The organism is Haloarcula sp. DT43 (assembly GCF_037078405.1).
In the GTDB taxonomy this organism is placed as follows: domain Archaea; phylum Halobacteriota; class Halobacteria; order Halobacteriales; family Haloarculaceae; genus Haloarcula; species Haloarcula brevis.
Genome location: NZ_JAYMGZ010000001.1, coordinates 1 through 20278, shown reverse-complemented (window position 1 = coordinate 20278; position 20278 = coordinate 1). Strand labels below are relative to the sequence as shown.

The window sequence follows — 20278 nt, the reverse complement described above, 5'->3', positions numbered from 1 at the left end:
CTCCCTCGAAATAGCATACGATAACTGTTCACTCGCGCCACGCTTAGAGCTTTCGCGGGGCTGAATCCAGTTTCTCACGTAGGTATTACCGACAATTCGTTCGCCGTGGCCCGTTTGTTCCGATTCCAGCCCAACGACGCCTCGCCGGGATAACTCGAACGTATCAGTCGCTCGCGCGGACGTCGGCCCGCGCCTCGTCGGCGCGTTGCCCCTCGCGCAGGACGCTCTCGACGAACAGTTCGCCCGCCCGGTACGACGAGCGGACCATCGGTCCCGAAGCGCAGTACAGGAAGCCGAACTCCTCTTCGGCGACCCGCCGCCAGGTGTCGAAGACGTCCGGGTGGAGGTACTCGGACACTTCGAGGTGCGAGCGGGAGGGCTGGAGGTACTGGCCCAACGTCACCACGTCGACGCCGGCCTGCCGGAGGTCCGAGAGGGTCCGGTACACCTCGTGGGCGTACTCGCCGACGCCCAACATCAGGCTGGTCTTCGTGTACACGTCGCTCTCGCGGTCGACCTGCCGGAGCACCGCGAGGGACTGCTCGTAGCCCGCCCGGCGGTCCCGGACTGGCCACTGGAGGCGGTCGACCGTCTCGACGTTGTGGGCGATGACGTCGGGGTCGGCGTCGATAATCTGCCGTACGAGGTCCGGCTCGCCCCGGAAATCCGGAACGAGACACTCGACGAGAATCGAGGGGTCCCGGTCCTTGATGGCGCGGATGGTCTCGGCGAAGTGGCTCGCGCCCTGGTCGGGGAGGTCGTCGCGGTCGACGCTCGTGAGGACGACGTAGTCCAGCCCGATTTCCGCGACGGCGTCGGCCACCCGCTCCGGCTCGTCGGGGTCCAGTGGCTCCATCCCGCCCGTCTCGACGTCACAGAAGTTACACCCCCGCGAGCAGCGGTCGCCCATGAGCATGAACGTCGCCGTCCCCGGGCCGTCGCGTCCGCTCCAGCACTCCCCGAGATTGGGGCAGTTGGCCTCCTCACAGACCGTGTTGAGGTCCCGGTCTCGGAGCGTCCGCTTGATGTCGGTGAACCGCTCGCCCGACGGCGGCCGCATCTTCAGCCAGTCGGGCTTGCGCGAACGACTCATTGGTCTCTCTTGGTGACTCCGGTCAAAAGAAGTTGGGTTCCCCTATGCGCGCGGCCAGTGAGCGATTCGAAGACGATGTAAAACGGTCCCTACCCCGGACGACGGCCCTACTGTGCGCCGGCGGCTGCCGCCGTCGGCTGCCAGGCCTCGCTGTCGGCGAGGAACGCCTCGAAGGTCGTGGTCTCGATGCCCCACTCGGCCAGCGCGGGGATGTCGATGTCGTAGCCCACGTCGTTGAACCACTGGAACATGTCGGCCAGTTCGTCGCCGGCCATCTCCCGGTAGTCCGCGACGTCCACGTGGACCGGCCGGACCTCGTGGCCCAACTGCTCGCTGAACGCCGCGGCGAACTCCTCGAGCGTCAGGTCGTCGCCGGCCAGCGTGACGACCTCGCCGAGGAACGCGTCGGGGTCGCTCAGTGCGGCCACGACGGTCTGGCCGATGTCGTCCGCGTCGACGACGGCCAGGGAGACGCCCTCCTCCAGGGGCATCGCTAGCTGGCCGTCCATGATGTCCTCACGCATCATGTACGCGAAGTTCTGCATGAAGAACACCGGGCGGACCACCGTCGCGGGAAGTCCGAGTTCCTCGATGCGTTGTTCGACGGCCCACTTCGACTCGAAGTGCGGGAGGCCCGTGTCGGCGTCCGCGCTGCCGACGGAGCTGTAAACGAAGTGGTCCACGCCGGCATCGGCCGCGGCTTCGGCCAGCGTGACGCCCTGGTCGACTTCCACATCGGTCCCGTGTTCCATGAACGCCGTGACGCCGTAGACGGCGTCCATGCCCTCTACGAGCTCTGCCATCCGGTCGGCGTCGGTCATGTCTCCCTCGACGACGGTGACGCCGCGGGTTTCGAGGGCCTCGGCGGCGTCGCTGGACGCGTCGCGTGTCAGGCCGTAGATTTCCCACTGTTCGCTGTCAGCGAGGAGGTGGTCGACGACTGCGCCGCCCTGGGTGCCAGTTGCGCCGGTGACGAGTATGTTTCTCATAACGTATGAGTATACGACGAAGATATAGATAAACTAGCAGGGAGCCGTGATAGCACGGTCGTCAGAGGGGCGGCACGTCGGCCCATCGCCGGCGCAGGCGCGCCCATAGAAACGCCTTTGCCGTCGCGGAACTGCGACTGTGACGTGCCATCCCGAACCGACAGCGAGCCGACTGTGGCGGTCGCGGAGGTGCTCCCCGACTTCGCCGACGCCTTCCCGTTCGAGGAGTTCAACCGGATGCAGTCGGTGGCCCTGCCGGCCCTGCTGAACCGCGACGACAACGTCGTCGTCAGCGCCCCGACGGCCAGCGGGAAGACCGCGCTGGCGGAACTGGCCATCTGCAAGACCCTCGCCGAGGGCGGGACCGCGCTCTTTCTCGCGCCGCTGCGCGCGCTCACAAACGAGAAGGAAAGCGAGTGGGAGCGCTTCGAGGACCTGGGGTACTCGGTGTACGTCGTCACCGGCGAGCGGGACCTGAACCCCCGCCGGGCCGAGCGGGCCGACATCCTCGTGATGACGCCGGAGAAGGCCGATTCGGCCACGCGGAAACACGAGACGAGCCGCTATTCTTTCATCACGGACGTGGACTGCTGTGTCATCGACGAGGTCCACCTGCTCGACTCGGACCGTCGCGGGGCGGTGCTTGAAGTCACCGTCTCGCGCCTGCGCCGGCTCTGTGACCCGCGCGTGGTCGCGCTGTCGGCGACGATGCCGAACATCGACGACGTGGCCGACTGGCTCGACGCCCCCGACGAGACCACCTTCGCCTTCGGCGAGGAGTACCGGCCCGTGCCGTTGAACGCCGACGTGAAGACCTACTCCCACGGCGAGAACGCTTTCGCCGACAAGTACCGCCGCCTCTACCGGGCGCTCGACCTCGCCGAGCCCCACATCCGCGAGGAGGGCCAGGCGCTCGTGTTCGTCTCCTCCCGGCAGGACACCGTCCAGGCGGCGAAGAAGGCCCGCGACGAGATTACCGAGCGCGACGTGCCGATGGGCGCACGCGGGGACTACGACTTCCACAACGACGCCGCTGACCTCTCGAACGACACGCTCCGGCAGTCCGTGCTCGACGGCGTCGGCTTCCACCACGCCGGCCTCGCGCGCGAGGACAAGAACCGGGTCGAGGAGTGGTTCAAGCAGGGGAAGATTCAGCTGCTCTTCTCGACCTCGACGCTGGCGTGGGGGGTAAATCTCCCCGCCCGCTGCGTCGTCATCCGCGACACCAAACTGCACGACCCCCTGGAGGGCGAGGTGGACATGAGCCCGCTCGACGTGCTCCAGATGCTCGGCCGCGCGGGCCGGCCCGGCTACGACGATATGGGCTACGCCTGGGTCGTCTGCGACCGCTCGGACGCCGACAAGTACCGCCGGCTGCTCAGGGACGGCAAGGAAATCGAGTCGCGGCTGGCGGCCGAACTCGACGCCCACCTCAACGCCGAAATCGCGCTCGGGACCATCGGCGACGTGGACGACGTGATGGACTGGCTCGCCACGACCTTCTACTACGCCCGCTCGCAGTCCGCGCCCGACGAGTACGACGCCGGCAGCGACCTGCGCCAGCGGGTCAGCGACACCCTCTCGGCGCTCGTCTCGGAGGGCTTCGTCGAGCAGGACGGCCTCTCGGTCGAGCCGACGCGACTCGGCCAGCTGGCCTCGAAGTTCTACCTCCGGCTGTCGACGGCCCGACGGTTCGCCGACATCGCCGAGCGGTGTCAGGACGCCGCCGACCCCGACACCGGAGTCACCGTCGACGAAGACGACCTGCTGACTGCGGTGGCCGGCGCGACCGAGTTCGACAGCGTCAGCGCCCGCTCCGACGAGGAGGACGCCGTCCACGCGGTGCTGGGGGACAGCGTCGACGAGTCCCTCGACGCCGGCCAGCGGAAGGTGCTGGCCATCCTCCGGTCGGGGATGACCGGGACGACGCCCACCGAACTCAAGAGCGACGCGTGGGTCATCCGCCAGAACGCGCTCCGCCTGCTGGCCGCGCTCCGGGAGTTCGTCGACACGCTCGGGCCGGCCCGCTACGCGAACCTGGCCTGCCGGGTCGAGGCCCGCGTCGAACACGGCATCAGCGCCGACGCGGTGGGACTGACCGCCATCGACGGCGTCGGCAGCGGTCGCGCGGGCAAGCTCGCCGCCGCGGGCCTGTCTTCGCCCGCCGATGTGGTCGAGGCCGGCGAAGACGGCCTGGTCCGTGCCGGGCTCTCGGAGGGCGTCGCCGAACAGGTGCTCTCGAACGCCCGGGACCTCCCCGTCGTCGCCGTCGACTGGGGCGAGTTCCCCGAGACGATTGCGCCCGGCGACAACGACATGCGGGAGGTGACGGTCAGGAACACCGGCGGCAGCGCCCGCGCGGGCCTGCGGGTCACGGTCAACGGCCGTGAGATGACCGCCAAGCCGTCGTACCTCGGCGAGGCAACGCTCCCCGTGGCCGTCTTCGGCGCGGACGCCGACGAACTCACGTTCACTGTCGAGGTCGCGTTCCCCGCGCTGCCGCTCCCGACGGTCACCGAAACCCGGTCGGTTCTGGTCCGGTAAGCGGCGTCCGTCCCGGATTCCCGAGACGGCTTCAAAACGCGTTATAAAATTTACAAAGGTGTTTGAAAGCGTTACGCCGGTCCGTGAAACATCGCTGAAAGGTGCTGAAATCCCGTTAACGCTCGGTAAAGAACGCGAACTCACCGCAAGGGTCTGGCGTTTATATGGGGGTATGGGTCCATAGGAAGAATCGAGGAAGCCCACAATGTCCAGTGCATCGCCCTTCCGCTCCCCGACGAAGGCCGCCCCCAGCAGCGTCGACCTCCAGTCACTCACTCGTCCCCTACAGTTCGTCGCGTTCTGGCTGGCTATCGTCACGCCGCTCGCGTACCCGCCGCTGCTGCTGGGTGGGCTGGACAGCCAGAGCTTCCTCGTCTTCGTGGGTGTCGTCGCCCTCAACGTCTTCGGCCTGCTGGCGGGTCGAGGCTACGCCGACTCAGCCTGACCTGGCCGGTGTCCTCCCCGCCACGCTGGCTCCTCGACGTTCGTTTTCGCGCGCTCGACGCACTCTCGTCCCGATGTGCCTGACAGTAGTGCCCCTCTTCGGTCCGTTACACACCGCCTAACAGCCGTTCGCGGAGCGTTTCGGCGTCCGTTGCGACCGCGTGGACCATCGAGAGGTCCGTCTCGTCGCCGTCACCCCGGAACCCGATTGTTCGCATGCCGGCGGCGACGGCCGCACGCGCGCCCATGGTGGAGTCCTCGACGGCCCAGCAGTCCTCGGGGGCGAGTCCAAGTTCCGCCGCGCCGCGCTCGTAGATGTCCGGTTCGGGCTTGCCGGGCCCGTCGACGTCCTCGGCGCTGACCACCGCGTCGAACTTCGAGAGGATGTCGAACCGCTCGTCGACCACGTCTATCCAGGCCCACGGGGCCGACGTGGTCAGCGCCAGCGCGACGCCGGCCTCCCGGAGGTCGTCGAGCAGGTCGTGTGCGCCCGCAAGCAGTGTCGCGTGCTCGCCGTAGATGCGCTCGCCGTGCTCCTCGAACAGCGCCTCGAACGCCTCGCGGCTGATTTCGAGGTCGTACTCGGCGGCGAGGTCCGGATACACCTCGGTGTAATCGCGGCCGGTAATCGCCGCGACGGGGATGTCGTCGTTCGGCGCGGCCGTCGGGAGGATGTCCTCGCGCTGTGCGCGGACCCAGTGGTTTTCGGACTGGACGAGCACGCCGTCCATGTCGAAACAGACGCCGGCGGGAATGTCGCTCATTGCCACCCAATCGAGCGCCGACGGCTTTGGCTGTTGTGACTTCCGGCACTCCCCGCCCGGGCCGCGCTCTGGGCGACCGGCGAGTCGTTCGGCGTGCGCCGACGACACCCGTAAGCTCGCGGCCGACGTACTGTAATCCGTAGTGAGCAACGACTTCAGCGACATCACGGGGCTACCCGACGAGGTTGGCGTCGGGGACGACCTCGCTCGGGCACAGCAACGTGTTTCCATCCGCGTCGAGTCCCGGCGGTACGACAAGCCGGTGACCGTCGTCGCCGGGTTCGAGGACGACTCGACCGACCTCGACGCGCTCGTATCGACACTCAAGCGCCGCCTCGCGGTCGGTGGCACTGTCAGCGACGGCCGCATCGAACTCCAGGGCGACCACGGGAGACGACTCCGCGACGCGCTCGACGACGAAGGGTTCGCGGTCGACGGTTGATTCGCAGCGGTAGCCCGCAGCCGCGTTGGACACGTCTGCTTGACGCACCGAGCGATTGAAAAGCAGTCTTGCGTTTTGTCGACATCTCGTGGGCTTCGACGACCGGGTAGTAGGGACGCCGCCGTTCAGTCGTCCCCGACGGCGGACCCGGTTCCGTCCCCGCCCAGCGACTCCGGTCCGCTCGCGTCGGCCGTGTCGTCGGTGACCTCGAACTCGTCGACCAGTTCCTCCAGGTCGTCCGCGAGGCCGGCGACAGACCGGACGTTCTCGGAGACGCTGGTGAGCGAACTGGACTGCTCCTCGGAGGCGGCCGAGACGTTGCTCGCTTCGGCGGCCGTCTCCTCGCTGACGCTGCTGACCTCGTCGACCATCGCCACGACCTCCTCGGTGGTGGCGGCCTGCTCGTCCGTGGCGTCGCTGATTTCCGCGACGCCGCTCTCGGCGTCGTCGACGACTTCCTCTATCTCCTCGAACATCTCGATAGCGTCCTCGGTGGTGCTGACGCCCTCCTCGACCTGGTCGCGCATCTCCTCGATGTCCTCGACGGTTTCGCCCGTCGACGACTGGATTTCGTCGATGAGCGATTCGACTTCCTCGGTCGCCTGGCCCGCCTCCGTCGCGAGGGACTTGATTTCGTCGGCGACGACGGCGAACCCTTCGCCCGCTTCGCCCGCCCGCGCGGCCTCGATGGAGGCGTTCAGCGCGAGCATGTTGGTCTGCTCGGCGATGTCGGTTATCATCCCGACGATTTCGCTTATCTCCTCCATCTCCGACTCCAGGGCGGCGACCTGCTCGACCGCTTCGTCGGCCCCGTCCTCGATTTCCCGTATCTCCGAGGACGCCTCGGCGGCCCGTTCGCTCCCCTCCTGGGCCCGCTCGGCGGCCTCCTGAGCCGTTCCGGCCACGTCGACCGACGAAGACGCGATTTCCTCGACAGTCGCGGACATGTCGTTCATTTCGTCGACGACCTCCTGGAGGTTCTCCGACTGGGTGTCGGCACCGCTGGATATCTCCTGGACCGACTCGGCGACCTCCTGGCTGGCCTCCTCGATTTCGGCCGTGCTCGTGGCGACCTCCTGGCTGGCCTCGCTCACGTCCTGGGCTATCGACTGGACCCTGGCGATGCTCTCGTCGACCGCGTCGAGGCCCTCGTCGATGTTTTCGAGTACTTCGCCGTAAGCCCCGGGCAGGTCGGTATCGAGGTCCTGGTCCAGGTGCCCCTCCCGCAGGTCCGCGCTCACGGCTTCGAGCTGGTCGAAGCTCTCCGAGAGCTGTGCGAGCCCGGAGCCGAGTTCCCGCATCACGGCCCCGTAGTCACCGGGCAGGTCGGTGTCGAGGTCCTGGTCCAGTTCCCCGGCACGGACGTTCCGGCTCGCCCGGCTGATTTCGTCGAAGCTCGCCCCGAGCTGGGTCATCCCGTCTTCGAGCCCCTCCATTATTTCGCCGAACTTCCCGGGCAGGTCGGTCTCGATGTCCTCGTCGAGGTGGCCCTCGCTGAGCGAGTCGCTGACGGACTCTATCTGGTCGACCTGCCGGTTCAGGTTCGACTGCATCTCCTCGAAGGCGTCGACCATCTCGCCGATTTCGTCGTCGCCGGTCGAGATGTCCTCCGTCCGGTCGAACTGGCCCTGAGACAGCGCCATCGCGCGGTCGCGGACCTGCACGATAGGTTTCGAGATGTACCTGGCGGCGGCGTACCCGGTCACCGCGACCGCGACGGCCGCGAGGCCCGACAGCGCGATGAGGAGGTTCCGGGCCGACGCCGTCGTGGATTCGAGCGCCGCCCCGAGCGCGGCAATCGGTCCGTTGATGTCCTCGGCCGGGACCGTCGCGACGAGCGTGAACTGCTTGTCACCGAACTGGAGCGGGGCGAAGCCGACGTACCGCGTCTCGTTGCCCTCGCCCTCGACGGTCTTCGTGTGGGTCGTCATCCCCGACTCGCCGGCGAGCATCCGTGACTGGGCCAGTTCGCCCAGCTCGGCCCCGTACTCTCCGTCGGCGACGTTCGTCCGCTGGTCGACCATCCGCTGGTCGGGGTGGCTGACTATCTCGCCCGCGTCGTTCAGGATGTAGAGGTAGCCGGTTTCGCCGACCGTGACGCGGTTCGTCGTCTGGGTGATGATAGAGTAGTTGAACTGCGCAGCGATGACGCCCCGGAAGGTCCCGCTGTCGTCGTACACCGGCGTCGAGACGTACAGCGTCTCGTGGCCGTCGCTGGTCTCTATCTCGTCGAAGTAGGCCTCGCCCTGCGTGCCGGATTTCGCGCTGGTGAACCAGTTCTCGTCGGCGTAGGACGTCGCCCTGTCCGAGCCGGTGGTCACGTCCCGGCCGCTCCGGTCGGCGTGGAGTATCTCCGTTCCGTCCGGTCCCGCGAACGTGATTTGCTCGTAGGCAAGGTGTTCCTCGTCTCCGACGGTGACCGTCCGCGTCAGGAGGTACCGCTCGAAGGAGTTTGCCATCTCGCCCTCGGCGTCCTCGACCGCGGTCTGCTGGAGCTCGTAGTAGTAGACGCTCGGCGCGATGACCCAGTCGAAGGGCTCGTAGTAGGTGTAGGCGATGAACTTCGTCATCTCGGGGTTGCCCTCCTGGGTCGTGTCCTCCCACTCGTACTCGGCGATGCCCCACGCCTCGCCGTCGCGGATGGTCTGGTTGGACTCGACTTCGGACTCGATGTCCTCGAAGACGACCAGCGTCCCGCCGCTGTCCTCGACGAGGTTGTGTCCGTCGTCGAGGCTGTGGTGGACGACGACGTCGGAGTCGCTGTCGGTGATGTACGCGTACCCAGTGTCACCCAGGTAGCCGGGCTGGAACGAGTCGTACATGGTCCCGCCCGCCCGCGTCCGGTCGCCCGACGTGCCGCTTATCATCGTCTCGACTTCCTGCTTCACTTGCGCCTGTTCCGAGGGCGAGAGGTCCTCCCAGTCCCGGCCGTCGTACTGCTTTTCCAGCACCATCTGCATCGCGTTGTCGATGCTGGTGCGCATCTGGAGGGACATGTAGCCGAGTTGCCGCTGGCTCGACGCCTGGACGAGTTCCATCTCGCCGTCCTGTGCGGCCAGGTAGTTCTCCATCGTCCCGGAGTTCGCCAGCGACCGGACGTCGACCTCGCGCTGATTGACCTGGTTCTGGATGCCCTCCTGTCGCGCCTCGACGCTGTTGTTCAACTGGTCGGTCATCGCCCCCCGCAAGTAGTTCCCGCTCTGGGTCTGAGCGTTCTGGTTCAGTTCGCCCATGCTGTTGGCCGAGAGCACTCCGACCCCGGCAAGCGGTGCCAGCGAAATTGTAAGAAGTAAAACTATTAGCTTTATTTGTAGGTCCATACCTCGGCTCGTATAATATCGAAGTTAACTCTTACTCCCGATTCTCCACGTTGATAACCAACGGCCACAACGCTAATATACGTGGATTAGCGGATTCGACTTCACACAGTTACGACTGAACTGACCGCTGTCATGTTCCGACGTATTGTCGATTCAAATATTTGTTTGATATAATAGTTATGCGACACGGACCGCGTGTGAACGTTCAAATACCAGCACGGGCCCAGGCCGGTCCATGCACGACGGATTTCACGTGCTGGCCGGCGAGTGTACGACCGTCTTCGAGGGCTCCCGCGAGCGCGAGCAGCGCGGGACCGTCCTCGTGGTAGTCAAGCCCGACAACACCGTGCTCGTCCACGACGCCGAGGGGTACCAGCCGGTCGCGTGGCTCACGCGCGCCGAGAGCGTCGCCGTGGCGGACGGGACGGTGACCGCCCGCGACGGCGACGAACTCCTCCGCGTCGTCTCCCACGAGGAACACGGCACCGCCCGCTACCCGGCGACGAGCGCGGGCGTCCCGGTGGCCGAGTGCCCCGACTGTCCCGGCACCCTGGTCCGCGCCCGGAGCGCCGTCGACTGTACCGCCTGCGACGCCTCCTACGGGATTCCGACCGACGCGGAGGTCACCGCCGGTCGCTGTGCCGACTGCGGCCTGCCGACGGTTCGGGTGGAACGCGGTCGGGCCTTCGAACTGTGTCTCGACCGGGCGTGTGACTCGCTGGACGACGCCGTCACCGCGGCCTTCGACCGCGAGTGGGCCTGTCCGAACTGCGAAGGCGACCTGCTGATTCTCCGCCGCGGCGGCCTCCTCGCCGGCTGTGAACACTACCCCGACTGCGACACCGGCTTCTCGATGCCGTCCGGACTCGTCGTCGGCGACTGCGACTGCGGCCTGCCCCTGTTCGAGACAGCCGGCGGCCGCCGATGCCTGGACAGCGCCTGCGCGGCGTCCGAGTGACCGCCGCTAGCGGCCCGGACCCGCAGGGGCTTTGTCGCCGCGGCGGCCACGTCGGAGCATGGAACTGACGCTCGACGGTGACGTCGTCCGGGCCGGGTACGAGGCGCGCGAGCGGTTCTACGACTCACGTGGCTACGGTCGGGTCCGCGACGGCGACATCGACCTGGCCCCGGTGGAGGCCGCACACCTCCTCTACCGTGGGGACATCGAGAGCATCGACGGGATGGACTTCCGCGCGTTCCTGGGGTCGGCCGCCGTCTCAGAGGTCGATTTCGCCGTCTACAAAGACCTGCGGGACCGCGGCTTCTACCTCACGCCGGCCCGCGAAGGGTGGGTCGACGACGCCGCGGGCGCGGACTTCGTGGTCTACCCGCGGGGCGAGGGGCCGTGGGACGACGACGTGGCCTACCGCGTCCGGGTCGTCGGCGAGCGCGACACCGTCGACGCGGCGGCCCTGGGCGAGTGCGTCCTCGCCGTCGTCGACGAGGAGAGCGAAGTGACCTACCTCGACACCGAGCAGCGCGACGTCTCCGGAACCAGCGACGCCGTCGTGCCGGCGACGGCGGGCGAACTGCTCGCCGAGCGGGTGGTCTGCTGGGAGCCGCCGGCGGAACTGTACGACCAGGCCTTCTACGGCCAGCGGCTCGGCGACGACGGCGCGGTCCAGCTCTCGCTCGTGGAGGCCGCGTATCTCGCCCGTGAGGGGCTGCTCACCGTCGACGGCGGGACCGACGCCGTCGTCGAGCGCGGCCGCGAGGTCGAGGGCGACCGGTTCGACCGCCGGCTGGCCGTGTACACGGCGCTCCGGGCCAGCGGTGTCGCCCCGAAGACCGGCTTCAAGTTCGGCGCCGACTTCCGGACCTACGCCGCCGTCGAGAGCGCCGAGAACCTCGGCCACTCGGAGCTGCTGGTCCGGGTGCTGTCGGCCGACCACCGCTTCGAGCCGCGGGACCTCGCGCTGGACGTGCGCCTGGCCCACGGCGTCCGGAAGACGATGGTGTTCGCGCTCACGACCGGCGACGACACCGAGTGGGTGGCCGTCGAACGGCTGACGCCCTGAGTCGGTCGGGCGCTGGGACCGCCGCCAGCTCGGCGCACGGAAACGAACCCTTTTTGCGCCGACCGGGACCAAAGCACCTGTAACGTGGCTCACCGCGAGCCGACCACATCCATGACGACGGACGACTCCCACCACGACGACGCAGCGCCCGACGAGGACCGCCACAAGTCGGGCGGGCAGTGGCGGGCGTCCGACTCGCCCCTGCGCGCCGACGGCGGCACCGAGGCCGAAGGGGCCGACGAGGCGACGCTGGACCCGTGGGGCTCCTCGACCATCGCTGACTACCGCAAACTGTTCGAACAGTTCGGTATCGAGGCGTTCGACGAGGTGCTCCCCGAGGTGCCGAACCCCCACTACCTGATGCGCCGGGGCGTCATCTTCGGCCACCGCGACTACCGCCCCGTCGCCGAGGCGATGCGCAACGACGACCCCTTCGCCGCGCTGTCGGGCTTCATGCCGACCGGCGACCCCCACATCGGCCACAAGCTCGTCTTCGACGAGATAATCTGGCACCAGCAGCAGGGCGGGGACGCACACGCGCTTATCGCCGACCTGGAGGCCCACAGCGCCCGCGGGCTCACGTGGGACGAAATCGACGAGCACGCGACGGACTACGTCCTCTCGCTGCTCGCGCTCGGGTTCGACCCCGAGGACGGCACGCTCTACCGCCAGTCCGACAACCGAGAGGTGCAGGACCTCGCCTTCGAACTCGGGGCTGAGGCGAACTTCTCCGAACTGCAGGCCATCTACGACTTCGACGGCGAGACCGACGTCTCGCACATGCAGTCGGTCGTCACGCAGATGGCCGACATCCTCTACCCGCAACTGGACGAGCCCAAGCCGACGGTCATCCCCGTCGGCCCGGACCAGGACCCGCACATGCGCCTCGCGCGGGACCTCGCGGCGCGGATGCGGTACTTCGGCGTCACGGAGGCGTTCGCCAGCTTCGCGGCCGACGCGGCCGAGCGCACGCTCCTCCGCCAGGCCTACGACGCCCGCGAGGACTACGCCGAGGAGCCCGACCGGCCCCGCTGTGGCGAGGCGGCCGACTGGCTCCGCGAGAACCGGCAGGCCCCCGCGGACGCGCTGGCGGCCGTCGCGGCGAAACTGGACGAGGCGGGCAAGGAGCCACTCCGACCGCGGGTTCGGTTCCTCGACCGTAACGCCACTGAGGGGGCTTTCGAGGCGCTCATTGAGGCTATCGACGGGGAGAAGCGCGTCTACGACGAGCACGTCGACGCCTTCGACCTCGACCACGCAGAGGCCGAAGACCTGGCCCGAGCGGTCGAACTCGACACCGGCGGCTACGGCTTCCTCCCGCCGTCCTCTATCTACCACCGATTCATGACTGGTCTCACCGGCGGGAAGATGTCCTCCTCGATTCCGGCCTCGCACATCTCGCTGCTCGACGACCCCGAAGACGGCTACGACAAGGTGAAGTCGGCGACGACGGGCGGCCGCTCCACGGCCGAGGAACAGCGCGAGAAGGGCGGGAAGGCCGACGAGTGCCCGGTCTACGAGCTGTACGCCTACCTGCTGTCGGGCGACGACGACGAGTTCGCCACGGAGGTCTACGAGGAATGCGTCGGCGGCGAGCGCCTCTGTGGCGGCTGCAAGGAGCAGGCCGCCGAACTGATGGCGGAGTTCCTCGAAGAGCACCAGGAGAAACGCGCGGAGTGGGAAGACAAGCTCGACGACCTGGACATCGACCTTGACTCCGACCGCAAGCGCTCGGGCGCGGACTGAGCGGCAGGTCGCCTCTCCCGGCTCGTGTCGGGACGGCCACACGCGCAACGCTTTTGCTCGTCAGTCACAATCGCTGAGACATGGCACCCGAATCCCACCGTGCCGGCGTCGCGCGCCAGCCATCCGACAGACAGGGGTTCGGCTTCTTTTTCGCCGCCTGACCGTGCGTGGACTCTGACGGCGTCGAGAGACGCTGGCGGACGAAACCACGAGCGGGAAGTGAGAACCGTTAACTGAGCGACCCGCGGTTATCCCCACAAGACCGAGACACCCGTATGAAACGACCACAGGCACAGGTGGCCGTCCTGCAGGCCGCCGACGCACAGGAGGACAGACGAATCGACGAGGTGGCCGAGGACGCGGGCCTCAAGCCCGAAGCAGCCACCAGAGCGGCGTTCGAACTCGAAGACGACGGCCTCGTTGCCGTCTCCGAGGAGACGCTCAAACACTACGGACTCACCGAGGAAGGCGCAGAGTACGTCCGCGAGAGCCTGCCCGAACAGGACCTCTACGCCGCGGCGACGGACGCCGGCGCGGCCGACGCCCCAGTCCAGATGGGGCAGGTCATCGGTGCCTCGGGTCTCGAAGGCGGCGCCGTCGACATCGCGCTGTCGAACTACGCCCGCAAGGCCTACGGCGACATCGACAGCGGCGAGATCACGGCCAACCCCGACGCCGATCCCGGCGCGGACCCCGAGATGCTCGCGCTGGAAGCCGTCGCCGACGGGCGCGTCGAGGACGCCAACGCGGACGCGCTCGACCAACTGGAGCGACGCGGCCTCGTCGACGTACGCGAGGAGACCGTCCGCTCAGTGCGGCTGACCGACGACGGCGTCACCGCGCTGATGGAGGGCGTCGAGGCTGCCGAGACCGTCGACCAGCTGACGCCCGAACTGCTCACCAGCGGCGAGTGGGAGGACGTGGCGTTCACCGAGTACAACGTCGAGGCCGACGCCGAGGACGTGCGCCACGGCAAGGAGCACATCCTCCGCCAGACCGCCAACCGCGTGAAAGACACGCTCGTCGGGATGGGCTTCCAGGAGATGGAGGGCCCCCACGCCGACGCCCAGTTCTGGATAAACGACTGCCTGTTCATGCCCCAGGACCACCCGGCACGGACCCACTGGGACCAGTTCGCGCTGGAACGGCCCGACGAGATTCGGGACCTACCGGCCGACCTCGTCGAGCGGGTCCGGTCGGCCCACAAGGAGGGTGTCGGCCCCGACGGCGAGGGGTATCACTCGCCCTGGACCGAGGACATCGCCCGCGGGATGGACCTGCGGGGCCACACCACCTCGCTGTCGATGCGCTACCTCTCGGGCCACCAGGTCGGCGACCTCGAACCGCCCGAGCGCTACTTCAGCGTCGAGAAGGTGTACCGCAACGACACGCTTGACCCGACCCACCTGCTGGAGTTCTTCCAGATAGAGGGGTGGGTGATGGCCGAGGACCTCTCCGTGCGGGACCTGATGGGGACGTTCACGGAGTTCTACGAGCAGTTCGGCATCACCGACATCGAGTTCAAGCCCCACTACAACCCCTACACCGAGCCGAGCTTCGAACTCTTTGGCACCCACCCCGAGACCGGCGAGGTCGTCGAGGTCGGCAACTCCGGTATCTTCCGCGACGAGGTGCTCACGCCGCTGGGCGTCGACTGCGACGTGATGGCGTGGGGGCTCTCTCTCGAGCGCCTGCTGATGCTCATGTACGGCTTCGAGGACATCCGCGACGTGCACGGGACGCTGTGTGACCTTGAACTGCTTCGGGAGACGGAGGTGATGCACTGATGCCGGTCGTCGACGTCGACCCCGACGAACTGCGGTACCTGACCGGTCACGACGAGAAAGACGACGACGAACTCAAGTCCGACCTGTTCGACCTCGGCCTGGAGTTCGAGGGCTGGACCGAGGACGACGAGTTCCAACTGGAGTTCGCCCCGGACCGCCTCGACCGCCTCTCCGTCGAGGGGGTCGCGCGGTCGCTGCGGTACCACTACGGCGACGACCGGGGTGTGGACGTCCCCAACACGAACAGCGCCGACTGGACCATCGAGGTCGAGGACCAGCCCGACGAGCGCCCGTACGTCACCGGGGCCGTCGTCCGTGGCTTGGACATGGACGACGCCGCGCTGGAGTCGCTCATCCAACTGCAGGAGAAGCTCCACGCGACGATGGGCCGCAAGCGGGCGAAAGGCGCGATTGGGGTCCACGACCTCACGATGTTGAAAGGCGACTCAGTCACGGACGAGACAGGCAAGTCCATCACCTACACCAGCGCCGACCCCGACGAGGCGACGTTCGTCCCGCTGGACGCTGACGCGGAGATGACGCCCAGCGAGGTCATGGCGTCCCACGAGACCGGCCAGACCTACGGTGACCTCGTGGCCGACTTCGACCGCGTGCCGGCCATCTACGACGCAATCGGTCTGTTCTCGTTCCCGCCGGTCATCAACGGTCGCCGGACCGAGGTCAGCGTCGACTCCCGGGACCTGTTCATCGAGATGACCGGGACCGACCAGTGGACCATCGACCACATGTGTAACATCGTCTGCTACGCGCTCGCCGCCCGCGGCGGCCAGGTCGAGAAGGTCGACGTGTCCTACGCCGACGACGCGCCCGGCGAGTACGCCGGCAAGACCCTGGAACGGCCGGACTTCTCGGTGCGGACGAAGACGGTCACGCACGACCGCATCGAGTCTATCCTCGGCGTCTCGCTGGACAGCCGCGAGGTCGTCGACTACGCCGAGCGCGCGGGCCTCGACGCCATCGAGACCGACGCCGCGGCCTACGAGGTCGAGGTCCCGCCCTACCGCGTCGACGTCATCCACCCGCTGGATATCATCGACGACATCGGCCGGGCGCTCGGGTTCAACAGCCTCGAACCGACCTATCCCGACGTGTCGACGGTCGGCGGCCGCCACGACCGGTCCAGACTGGAGGATGCCGCCCGCGACGCCCTGGTCGGCCTGGGCTTCGAGGACCTGCTGAACTTCCACATGACCAACGAGGCCGAGAACTTCGAGCGGATGAACCTCCCGATGCCGGACGACGGCGACGCCGAGGCCGTCGGCCTGGCCGACCCGGTCACAATCCAGGAGCCCTACAGCGAGGACTACACCATCCTCCGGACGTGGGCGCTGCCCTCCATCATGATGGTCCTGGAGAACAACACGCACCGGAGTTACCCGCAGGACCTCGCCGAAATCGGGCTGGCCGCCGGCCTCGACGACTCGGAGAACACCGGCGTCGCGGAACACCGAACCGTTTCGGGCGCGCTCGCGCGCACGGACGCCTCCTATGAGGACGCGAAGGCCCGCCTGCAGGCGCTGGCCGACGCCTTCGACAAGGACCTCGAAACGCCCCCGACCACGCATCCGTCGTTCATCGGCGGCCGCGCCGCCGAGGTCGTCCTCGACGGCGAGTCGGTCGGCGTCGTCGGCGAGATTCATCCGAAGGTGCTCGTCGAACACGACTTGGAACTGCCGGTGGCGGCGTTCGAGTTCCGACTGGACGCGCTGGCGTAGCCTCGACTCCGAGCAGTCGGTTTTTCGCCCACGTTTTTGCGCGAGTGGTGCCGAAGCGAACGGAGTGAGCGAGGCTACCCGATGCGGAAAAAGGTGGTTGCAACACGACTTGGAACTGCCGGTGGCGGCGTTCGAGTTCCGACTGGACGCGCTGGCGTAGCTTCACTGCGAGCGGAGCGTAGTCGGTTTTCGGGCTCTCACTTCTCGCTCGGGTATACGTACTCCACGTCGCTGGGTTTCCCGGTCTCCTCCTCGTCAGTCTCGACGACGATAGTCGAGGAGAGCTTGTTGAACAGCCGCAGCCCTTCCTCCTCGTAGGCCAGCCACCCGACGAGGACGTCGAGGGGAAGCAGAAACGCCTTTCCGAAGCTCTCGATGGCCGCCGTGCCGTAGCCGATGGCCTTGCCACGCTCGTCCCTGACGGCGATGTTCATGACGACCTTCCCCGCTGACTGCCCCTGACGACCTTCGAGGACCGTCCAGTAGACGAACAGGCCGAGTCCGTTCAGACCGGCAAACGGCGAGGTAAACGAGAGGCTGCCGGTCACGAGCGAGAACGCGCCCGCGGCCTCCCCCAATGCCGAGAGGACGATGCCGACGAGCACGACGTCGAGGAGCCACGCGAGAAAGCGGTCGTCCCAGGCGGCGATGTACAGGGTGTGGGGACTGTCGGCCATGGCGGTGATTCGCCGCACCGGCACTTCAAGATTCGCCGGCTACAGGTCCGTACCGACGGCGTCTTCGACCGAGTCGAAGCCGTCCTCCGCGAGTAGTTCGAGCAGGCCCTCGTTGATTTCGCGGGCGATGGACGGGCCGCGGTAGACCAGGCCGGTGTACAGCTGGACGAGCGAGGCCCCGGCGCGAATCTTCCGGTACGCGCCTTCCGGCGTCGAGACGCCGCCGACGCCGACGACGGGCACGTCGACATGCTCGGCGACGAACCGCACCATCTCGGTCGCCCGGTTCTCGATGGGCTTTCCGGAGAGGCCGCCGGTCTCGACGGCGTTGGGCGAGCGCAGGCTCGCGGGCCGCTCCGTCGTCGTGTTGGTCGCGACGACGCCGTCCAAACCGAGTTCGGTCACTAGGTCGAGCGCGTCCTCGACGGCCGGTTCGGGGAGGTCCGGCGAGAGCTTCACGAGCAGGGGAGCCGCGCCCGCGTCCTGTAGTTCGCCGAGGATGGCTTCCATCGCGTCGCGGTTCTGGAGTTCCTCGAACCCCTCGGAGTTGGGGCAAGAGACGTTGACGACGAAGAAGTCCCCGCCCTCGGCGACGTGTTCGTACGTGGTCCGGTAGTCGCCGGGGGCCGCGTCCGTCCCGACGTGTTCCGTCTTGGCGATGTTGACGCCGACTGGGAACGGCGCGTCGACGTGCTTCAGCCGCTCGCCGACGACGACGGCACCGTCGTTGTTCAGCCCCATCCGGTTGATGATGGCTTCGTCCTCCCTGAGCCGGAACATTCGCGGCCGCGCGTTCCCCGCCTGTGGCTCGGCCGTGACGCCGCCGACCTCCGCGAACCCGAATCCAAGCGACGCCAGGGCCTCCGGGACAGTCGCGTTCTTGTCGAACCCGGCGGCGACGCCGACCGGGTTGTCGAAGGTGTGGCCGAACGCTTTCACCGCGAGGCGGTCGTCGGCGACGGTGTAGCGGTCGGCCATCGCGTCGGCGACCCGCGTACCGTCGACTGCCTCCAGCAGTCGGTGGACGCTCCGGTTGGCGGTTTCCGCTGGCAGTGAAAACAGGAGTGGCTTCGCGATATCGTAGGGTCTCATGTGTGCTGTGTTGGCTCGAAGAACGGTGGTGAACGGCCGACAGCGGGCGTCGTCGGCCCCGCCCGGTGGCACTGTGTCACCGTCGATGGTGCCTCAAAAGTCGTGCTCGACCTCTTCGGGGTCGGCCTTCTGGATGATAATCTTGTTGTCGCGGACGCGAACGAACACCTCGTCGCCGATCTCCATCCCGGCGACGGCTAGCTCGTCTTCATGAATGTTGATATGTACGTTGTGGTACTCGCCGTCCTCATCTTTGGCGCCACTCGGGCTGAGCTTCTTCTTTCGCACCATCGCGCTATCCTACTCCGCACTTCACTGCAGGATACACTTAAGTCTACCGTGCCGCCGGCCGCTGGCTGGTGGTTTCACAGGCGCGCGTGACGATTTCGACCCGAATATCCGGGCTGAAGCGGCCGGTCTGGGCGGTCAGAGGGCGTGTGACTGTGCGAGCGTATATAAACACCCCCAGACGGAGGCCGGATTGGGGGGTATATTTATGTTCTGGCATGTGCTGAATTGGCATGGAGCGGTGAAATCCATGGCACCCGACAGTGACAAGCGCAACTTCGCACTGCGCGAAGACGGTGACGAATCGAGCGTCTTCTCCGGCGGCACACCTCGGCAGGCTGCACTGAAGGCAGCACGTCGACTCGAACCGGCCGATGGCGAAGACCAGGCTGACCCCGAGGAGATACGACTCCGGGAGAAAGGGACCCACAAGGTCCACATCTACGAAGCGTGGGCGTGGGTCGAGGAGGCACCGGACGACAAACCCGACTGGATGCCCGGCGACATCACGAAGGGGAACGTCTCGAAGCAGGGCGTCGAACACCTAGACGAAATCTAGGTCGCAATCCCGACGTTTTCGGTGACGACATCACTGGTGGTTCAGTAGCCACGCTCGCGTGTGCGCGCGGGCAGAAGTGTGCCTCTGTAGTCCGTCTACTCGATAGCACGTACGTTCCGTCAATACACGTGTGGGACACTCACACCCGTGTAATTCCGTCTCGCGGGCGACTTCCTTCGACGGGGTTAAGTGTGGCTCACCCATCGGAATGTAATGCGAACGCGGTCAGGGGGCGACGCCCCCCGAACGAACGGACTCGTTCCGACGCCCTTAAGTGTAACAGGGTGTTCGGAATGAACGCGAAGGTCGCTCGCGTCGTGCGATTCGACGCGAGCCCGTTCCGATGCCCTTAAGTGTAACAGGGCACTCGGAAAGAACGCGAACGACGTTCGGTCGGGGTGCTCGAACCCCTGCCGACACGGGCCTGGCGGGGTCTGCTCGCCAACGAAACTCGAAGCCTTTATGGTGGCTTCGAGACAACAATCAGGTCCGAAGAAATGAGGATTCCACCCCTGCGGTCCGCCGTCAAGATGGGATCTGATGTTAGCCCTGATAGTTCGGTGACACTCGGTCGACGGGTGTCCTCGAACACCCTTCGATAGCGACCACACCCATCATCTGGGTGTGATCCCGCCTAACCCCCCGGCCTCGTGCCGGGATACATTCCGGTTGATCCTGCCGGAGGCCATTGCTATCGGAGTCCGATTTAGCCATGCTAGTCGCACGAGTTTAGACTCGTGGCATATAGCTCAGTAACACGTGGCCAAACTACCCTACAG

General features: G+C 67.0%; 15 protein-coding genes, 1 rRNA gene and 1 pseudogene. 10 read left to right on the top strand and 7 right to left on the bottom strand.

Going from position 1 to position 20278, the window contains the following annotated elements:
* Positions 1-163: 163 nt before the first annotated feature.
* Both lipA and VI123_RS00080 read right to left on the bottom strand, forming a co-directional pair.
* Positions 164-1099, bottom strand: a pseudogene (lipA, locus tag VI123_RS00085) (lipoyl synthase); the annotation flags it as partial.
* A 101-nt stretch (positions 1100-1200) separates the two neighbouring features.
* Positions 1201-2082 (bottom strand): NmrA/HSCARG family protein, encoded by an 882-nt coding sequence (locus VI123_RS00080; protein WP_336336054.1) that lies wholly within the window; start codon positions 2080-2082, stop codon positions 1201-1203.
* A gap of 174 nt (positions 2083-2256) precedes the next feature.
* Between VI123_RS00080 and VI123_RS00075 the strand changes: the two genes are divergently transcribed.
* Both VI123_RS00075 and VI123_RS00070 read left to right on the top strand, forming a co-directional pair.
* Positions 2257-4626, top strand: a complete 2370-nt coding sequence (locus tag VI123_RS00075; RefSeq protein ID WP_336337350.1) for a DEAD/DEAH box helicase — start codon at positions 2257-2259, stop codon at positions 4624-4626.
* A gap of 205 nt (positions 4627-4831) precedes the next feature.
* Positions 4832-5071, top strand: a complete 240-nt coding sequence (locus VI123_RS00070) for a hypothetical protein (RefSeq protein ID WP_336336053.1) — start codon at positions 4832-4834, stop codon at positions 5069-5071.
* 106 nt (positions 5072-5177) lie between these two features.
* Here VI123_RS00070 and VI123_RS00065 read toward each other — a convergent pair whose 3' ends face one another.
* A complete protein-coding gene (locus tag VI123_RS00065) occupies positions 5178-5834 on the bottom strand; it encodes an HAD family hydrolase (RefSeq protein WP_336336052.1) in 657 nt (218 codons plus the stop codon).
* Between the two features lie 142 nt (positions 5835-5976).
* Between VI123_RS00065 and yciH the strand changes: the two genes are divergently transcribed.
* Complete coding sequence (gene yciH / locus VI123_RS00060; RefSeq protein WP_407066966.1) at positions 5977-6276, top strand: stress response translation initiation inhibitor YciH; 300 nt, start codon at positions 5977-5979, stop codon at positions 6274-6276.
* A 125-nt stretch (positions 6277-6401) separates the two neighbouring features.
* Here the strand turns inward: yciH and VI123_RS00055 are convergent, their stop codons facing one another.
* The gene (locus VI123_RS00055) at positions 6402-9527 is read right to left on the bottom strand and encodes a methyl-accepting chemotaxis protein (protein WP_336336051.1); all 3126 of its coding nucleotides are present in this window, start codon (positions 9525-9527) and stop codon (positions 6402-6404) included.
* Between the two features lie 304 nt (positions 9528-9831).
* Between VI123_RS00055 and VI123_RS00050 the strand changes: the two genes are divergently transcribed.
* From VI123_RS00050 to pheT, 5 genes are all read left to right on the top strand, one after another.
* Positions 9832-10554 carry a PDDEXK family nuclease gene (locus VI123_RS00050; protein WP_336336050.1) on the top strand — a complete coding sequence of 241 codons (723 nt, stop codon included), beginning with the start codon at positions 9832-9834 and terminating at the stop codon, positions 10552-10554.
* A gap of 58 nt (positions 10555-10612) precedes the next feature.
* Positions 10613-11614 (top strand): tRNA-intron lyase, encoded by a 1002-nt coding sequence (gene endA / locus VI123_RS00045; RefSeq protein ID WP_336336049.1) that lies wholly within the window; start codon positions 10613-10615, stop codon positions 11612-11614.
* 111 nt (positions 11615-11725) lie between these two features.
* Positions 11726-13360: a tryptophan--tRNA ligase gene (locus tag VI123_RS00040; protein WP_336336048.1), complete on the top strand. Its 1635-nt coding sequence runs from the start codon at positions 11726-11728 to the stop codon at positions 13358-13360.
* A gap of 275 nt (positions 13361-13635) precedes the next feature.
* Positions 13636-15147 (top strand): phenylalanine--tRNA ligase subunit alpha, encoded by a 1512-nt coding sequence (gene pheS, locus VI123_RS00035; RefSeq protein WP_336336047.1) that lies wholly within the window; start codon positions 13636-13638, stop codon positions 15145-15147.
* Complete coding sequence (gene pheT, locus VI123_RS00030) at positions 15147-16883, top strand: phenylalanine--tRNA ligase subunit beta (protein WP_336336046.1); 1737 nt, start codon at positions 15147-15149, stop codon at positions 16881-16883. The genes pheS and pheT overlap by 1 nt, the downstream gene beginning before the upstream one ends.
* Before the next feature lie 197 nt (positions 16884-17080).
* Here pheT and VI123_RS00025 read toward each other — a convergent pair whose 3' ends face one another.
* The 3 genes from VI123_RS00025 to VI123_RS00015 all read right to left on the bottom strand — a co-directional run bounded on the left by VI123_RS00025 (position 17081) and on the right by VI123_RS00015 (position 18943).
* Positions 17081-17560 carry an RDD family protein gene (locus VI123_RS00025; protein WP_336336045.1) on the bottom strand — a complete coding sequence of 160 codons (480 nt, stop codon included), beginning with the start codon at positions 17558-17560 and terminating at the stop codon, positions 17081-17083.
* Positions 17561-17599: 39 nt separating this feature from the next.
* A complete protein-coding gene (locus tag VI123_RS00020) occupies positions 17600-18652 on the bottom strand; it encodes a quinone-dependent dihydroorotate dehydrogenase (RefSeq protein WP_336336044.1) in 1053 nt (350 codons plus the stop codon).
* A 93-nt stretch (positions 18653-18745) separates the two neighbouring features.
* Positions 18746-18943: a hypothetical protein gene (locus VI123_RS00015; RefSeq protein WP_004516407.1), complete on the bottom strand. Its 198-nt coding sequence runs from the start codon at positions 18941-18943 to the stop codon at positions 18746-18748.
* A 247-nt stretch (positions 18944-19190) separates the two neighbouring features.
* Here VI123_RS00015 and VI123_RS00010 point away from each other — a divergent pair, with 247 nt between their 5' ends.
* Positions 19191-19499 carry a non-histone chromosomal MC1 family protein gene (locus VI123_RS00010; RefSeq protein ID WP_004516406.1) on the top strand — a complete coding sequence of 103 codons (309 nt, stop codon included), beginning with the start codon at positions 19191-19193 and terminating at the stop codon, positions 19497-19499.
* Between the two features lie 662 nt (positions 19500-20161).
* Positions 20162-20278, top strand: a 16S ribosomal RNA gene (locus VI123_RS00005); the annotation flags it as partial.